This window comes from Persicitalea sp. (genome assembly GCF_041751555.1).
GTDB lineage: Bacteria > Bacteroidota > Bacteroidia > Cytophagales > Spirosomataceae > Persicitalea.
On record NZ_JBGSXF010000029.1, the window covers coordinates 1 to 4,452 of the forward strand.

Annotated in this window: 2 protein-coding genes and 1 pseudogene; all 3 read right to left on the reverse strand. The window is 47.8% G+C overall.

The window, feature by feature from the left end; translation table 11 throughout:
• Positions 1–254 precede the first annotated feature (254 nt).
• Positions 255–1,208: a cytochrome c gene (locus ACEW8P_RS00875; RefSeq protein WP_373511225.1), complete on the reverse strand. Its 954-nt coding sequence runs from the start codon at positions 1,206–1,208 to the stop codon at positions 255–257.
• Between the two features lie 93 nt (positions 1,209–1,301).
• Positions 1,302–2,318, reverse strand: a pseudogene (locus tag ACEW8P_RS00880) (DUF3500 domain-containing protein); the annotation flags it as partial.
• Positions 2,319–2,689: 371 nt separating this feature from the next.
• Positions 2,690–4,452, reverse strand: a 1,763-nt coding sequence (locus ACEW8P_RS00885) for an ATP-binding protein (protein WP_373511224.1), incomplete at its 5' end; no start/stop codon positions are given.

Genomic DNA, 4,452 nt, shown 5'->3' on the forward strand with positions numbered 1-4,452 from the left:
TTGCGATTGAAACCGATGGGTCAAAATTAGGGGTCGAAAACTCCCCGGAATTGGCCCATTGTCTCAATGACAAGGCCTATTGTCTCAATGATTTAGTCTATTGTTGCATCGGCTCTTTTTAGAGCTATTGGACTTTTTTCACCCGCCCCTCGCAGGCTCTCGGTTCAATTTCGATCAAGGTCTATCGGCGGTCTGAGGAGCAGCACGTCGAAAGGGCACAAACCATGGTTTTGAGCAGGGGAGAATTCAGAAAATCAGCGACTGACCACAATTGCCTCAATCTTATTCTTGTGCGGAGGAACCGTACGCAAGTACTTGTAGATGGCCCGCAGGTCGTTTTCAGTCATCCGTTTGAAATTATCCCAGGGCATTGGTGAGCTCTCATACACACGACCTGCCTTGAACCGAGCTACGAAAGCTTCTTCTGACCAGTTGAAAATATGTCCTGTTTCCGGATCGGGGGTCAAGTTGGGAGTTGTAAAAATCTGTTCTTTTTCTTCGAACAGCTCGCCTCCCGACAGTCGTACCCCAGTATACGTTCTCCCGAAAAAGTCAGTCGAATACTTAGTATGGCAGCCAGCACAATCTGCCACGTTATGGACCAGGTATTCCCCGTATTCGACCGTCGGGCCAATTTCTGCCCTGGACAGGATTGGTTTTGTCTGTTCGAAGGGTTTGTCATAGTATCTGTTCACAAACTTCCCTTTGAAGGAGTATTCGGAGGGTGGAACTGGGTTGTGGACGGGCTTCTGCGTTCTCAGATAAGAAATTACGGCTGAGACATCCTCGTCAGACATATACGTGAGGGTCATAAACCCAATCATAGTATTGCCGTTATGGTTCGTGTTGAAGCGCATCGCCCTAGCAATGGCCTCGTTCTTTATGTTGCCAATTCCTGTTTCCGGATCAGGCGTTAGGTTGGGGACATATATTTTTGCAAAAGGTAAGTCAAAGCTCCTGCCTCCGGCAAGTGCCACCTTCTCGCCATGATGTGCCGCCTCTTTGTCCTGCTCGGCGGAGTGACAATGAACGCAATGAGCCGGCCCATAAACGAGGTAATCTCCACGGGCCAGCACGGAGGAGTCGCTGGAAATGGTGACTACCGGATAAGGAATGTCGTTCTTGACCAGCGGGGCAAACTGAATAAATGCGGCAAACAGCAGAAGGGCAAGCGTGAGGATCGCCAGGATTTTCAATAATGTTGACATAAGGTGAGGGTTTAGTGTGTCGCTGAAAATGCATAGTTTCAACCAGTGCTTCGCTTCGAGGTAGTGCCGTTTCAGCAGGTCTTCGCCGAAATCCTGGCCTTTCTCCCGCAGAATGGCGTGGATGTGGTTGCCATCGTTCTGAAAACCAACGTTGTCGTATTCGATCAGAAAGTCCGGCCCGTTAATGATGTAGTAGTGCGGTTTGTCATTTTCCAGACTCCCGACCCAGGCGAAATAAAACTTGTCGATGCCCGATTTTGTGATTTTGTCGAGGAGTCGATGCGCTTTCTCATGCTCGAAATTGTGGTTGTATTCCTGAATTAGCAGGGTGAGGATTATTTTCTGGTCGGCGGTGAACTGCTTTGCCGGAATGCCGTAGTAGCTCATGATACGCTGCTGCGCCTGCGGTGAGGTGATGATTTCTTTGGGGACGTCCTGTATCAAGACCGCCACTTCTTTCTGGCTATTAGTGAGGGTATTGATGAGCAAAAATCCAAAATCTTCTTCTTTGCTAAGCACCCGTAGCCCTGCGTACTTGCCCGACTTCACCTCCGCCGGGGCGATACCCACAAAATACGGCGACATCGACACGTTCTTCCCGTCGGTGGTCAGGCTGAGGGTCAGGTGATGTCCGCCAAAATTCAGACGCCAGGGCTAGTTAGCTGCCGGTTTTCCCCAGACCGAAATAAAGTAGTTGCCGTGCGACCATTTCAGATCCTGCATCATGGTGAGCATTTTCTGGTCGATTTTTCCGTCATCGAATGCCTGCTGATAGAGCGTATTCAGAATGTCGTCCAGCTGCATGATGCTGGTCGTTTTTAGGTACCCCTGCGAGCTGAGCATGGCCGACAGCACCCGATGAAACGCCAGCCGACTTTGGTCGGACAGCGACCCGTAGGCAATTCCGGGCCGGGCTACCATCCCGACGGGTAGGTTGGTCCACTTGAACCGCAGCGAATCGGAAAAGGCATACTGCGTTTTGGCCAATTCATTGGCGTTGAGCGTCGCGAGAAATCGGTTGGCCGACTCGGCAATGGTACTACCTGGCTGGGCGAAGCTGACCGACGTCAGCAAGAGGAAAACGAGCGGAAGCGTGAGGGATTTTTTCATTTTCAGGTATTAAGAGGGATTTGTCAATTTGCAATTTAGGTATAACTACCTCAACCACAGTACGTCGACGAATTGATGCGAATTTTGGTGACAGCAGGCAGAGCAGGGGGTTTTTGGAGCGGTGCCGTTGCGCACGGAGTAGAAATTTTATAGGCTTTTTCCAGTTCGGGGCGTAGCTGGAAGTACTCGTGAGCTTCAATGGCTGCCCTCGATTTTGGGGTACAACACGGTTGCTGAAATCGTGGTAGAAATGGGTTTTACGGATGAATAATTGTTTTTAATGCGTGTAATTCAGGGATGGAAATGGGTCATGTCCGTTTTTTTGGAAAGGGCTCAGCACAGGCCACGGTTGCGCGTTAGCTTTTTCATGTTCAATTACTTTGCATGGGCAATTTCAAGATAAAGGTACTTCCTTCTCCATTCATACTTTCCACTTCTAAATCTCCCGCCTGCGCCTTTACTATATCATAGGCCAAACTCAGCCCCAGCCCCGTTCCCTGTCCGGTGGGTTTGGTGGTGAAGAAAGGTTGGAAAATTTTGTCCCTAATTGCTTCGGGAATACCGATACCGTTGTCGACTATGCTGATTTCAACTAAATCTTCCAACTTTTTGGTTGCTACTTTTACAGCGGGCTGGTATTCTTCGATTCCCAAAAGCCTTCGTTCATTTACCGCCTGAAAGGCATTATTGATGATATTCAGTAGTACCCGCCCAATATCCTGCGCTACCACATCAACCAAAGGGAGATTATTATCAAAATCAGTTTCAAAGTCCGCCTGAAATTCACTGTCTTTGGCACGAAGTCCGTGGTAGGCCAGCCGCAGGTACTCATCGGCCAGGGCATTGAGATTGGTGGGCTCCTTGGTGCCGCTGCTGGTGCGGCTGTGCTGCAACATGCCTCGAACAATAGCATCAGCCCGCTTGCCATGATGTTGGATTTTGGTTTGGTTATCTTTCAGGTCAGTCAATAGTAGTTTGACTTCGTCCAGATCACCCTGAGTTAGTACATCCGAAATTTCATCTATCAACTCTTCATTTACTTCCGAGTAATTGTTGACGAAGTTCAGGGGGTTTTGGATTTCGTGGGCGATACCGGCCGTAAGCTCACCCAGGCTGGCCATTTTTTCGGACTGGATTAATTGGCTTTGCGTAGCTTTCAAGTGATCCAGGGATACCTTTAATTCAGTGGTTCGCTTAGTAACTTTTTCTTCGAGCAGACGGTTTTCTTCTTTCAATTGTTTAGATCGCAACCGGACAATTAAAACTACTGTCCCAATTGCCATTATTGCATAGAGTAAATATGCCCACCAGGTCTGCCACCAGGGGGGCAAAATGGTAAAGCTGAATTCAGCGGGGGCACCCCATTTTCCGGTAACTCCTCTGGTCGCTACTTTGAATGTGTACTTACCAGCCGGCAAATTGAAATAGGTCTTTGAAGTACTGGCATCGTTAGCCTCGACCCAGGCATCGTCTTTTCCTTCGAGTGTATATCTAGATGAAATCTTATCCCAGTTGAATACGCACAGATTTGAATATCTGAATTGTAATGAATTTTGATCATAGGGGAGTTTCAACCCTACAGGCATTTTATAGGGTAAGGATAAACTGTCCCAACGGATGTTGTTTGTAAACAAATAGCCGGAGTCCTGAGGTATGGTTTGTTCCAGATAGAACTGTTTTCCATCATTATACCATAGCGTATCATTGGTTTCAAAAAAAGACAGAAGGTCCGCTCTGTTTGAAAAGGACTGGTATTCATCCGCAATTTTGAGGCCGGTTATCGCTACCGGACACGGCAAGGTATCAATAGAAGGGGCTTGGGTCAGAATATTCAATTTATAGGTCGAGTACCCGGCACTCATCCACAATTGGCCATTTTTCATTACATGAGCTCCCCCGGTGTTATAATTATTCTCCGGAAACCCCTGTGATTCATTTAAGTTATAGAAACTCCATTTATGATTTTTACCTGGCTTCATCTGAATCAATCCATTCTTACTTCCCAAATAAATAACCCCTTTCTTCTCCTGTATTTCGAACAGTTCATCTGGAACCATGCCTTGTTCTTCTCCGACATTAGTAATGGTTTGCTCCCTGGTATTGATGATAGAAAGCCCATCGACGGTGGCTATCC

Bases quoted from the DNA above. Each gene is read 5' to 3' on its own strand.
- ACEW8P_RS00875 (WP_373511225.1), bottom strand. From the start codon at position 1,208: ATGTCAACATTATTGAAAATCCTGGCGATCCTCACGCTTGCCCTTCTG.